Source organism: Curvibacter delicatus NBRC 14919, assembly GCF_001592265.1.
In the GTDB taxonomy this organism is placed as follows: Bacteria; Pseudomonadota; Gammaproteobacteria; order Burkholderiales; family Burkholderiaceae_C; genus Hylemonella; species Hylemonella delicata.
This window is the reverse complement of sequence record NZ_BCWP01000105.1, coordinates 1-727: the sequence shown is the minus strand read 5'-3', so window position 1 is coordinate 727 and position 727 is coordinate 1. Positions and strand designations below refer to the sequence as shown.

1 protein-coding gene is annotated in these 727 nt (G+C 51.9%); it reads left to right on the top strand.

Annotated elements, in window-relative coordinates:
• The coding region (locus CDE01S_RS18795; protein WP_169802294.1) for a hypothetical protein at window positions 1-727 on the top strand (727 nt) is incomplete at both ends.

Sequence of the window (727 nt, the reverse complement as noted above, 5' to 3'; positions counted from 1 at the left end):
CCTTAAGTGGCCTGAAAGCTGAACGTGAATCGCTTTTTCAGCGCATCGCAAGTGCTGGTGGTGGGCGTGGTGACGTCGCCACGGTCAAGGATCTGGCAGAGGAGCGCCAAGGACTGCGCGCTCAAATGGCAGATGCACAGAAAAAGCTAGAACGTATTCTTGCAGACAAGCTTCCTTTCCACCTGATGCCTAAGCAGCTGTTAAACGAATTTCGTGCACAACTGAAAGGCGAAATAGCACTTGCAGAGTGGCAGTCAGAGTGCCGCTCTCTTCAGCCGAAGAGAGAGAAATTTTCTCAAGCGTTCTTGGGCGACTCAGGCCCTAGATTCAACCCCGAGCTAACAGATGCACAGCTTGGCGTGATAAGAGAAAGAATTGAGACTGCTTGGGCGTCGCTATTTCATCCGGCCCCGTCAAACTGTGCAGAAAACGTAATCCACAGTTACCTCCACGAAGGACTTCGGGAAAAGGCACTTGCCTTCCTTGGCACTATTCAAGTTGGGCAGCAGGAAGTTCATGATCTACTCGCGGAGCAGAAAGCACTTGACGAGCAAATTGCAGAACTCAATCGGAAGATCGCCCGCGTTGAAGGCATCGATCGCGATGGCACACTGAACCAGCTCACAGCCAATCTCAACAGACTTGGGGCGGAGATGGAGGACCTTGAAAAAATCATCAAGGACAAGGAACGCGAAGAGTACAGCCTTGAAGTCACGGTGAGCAACCC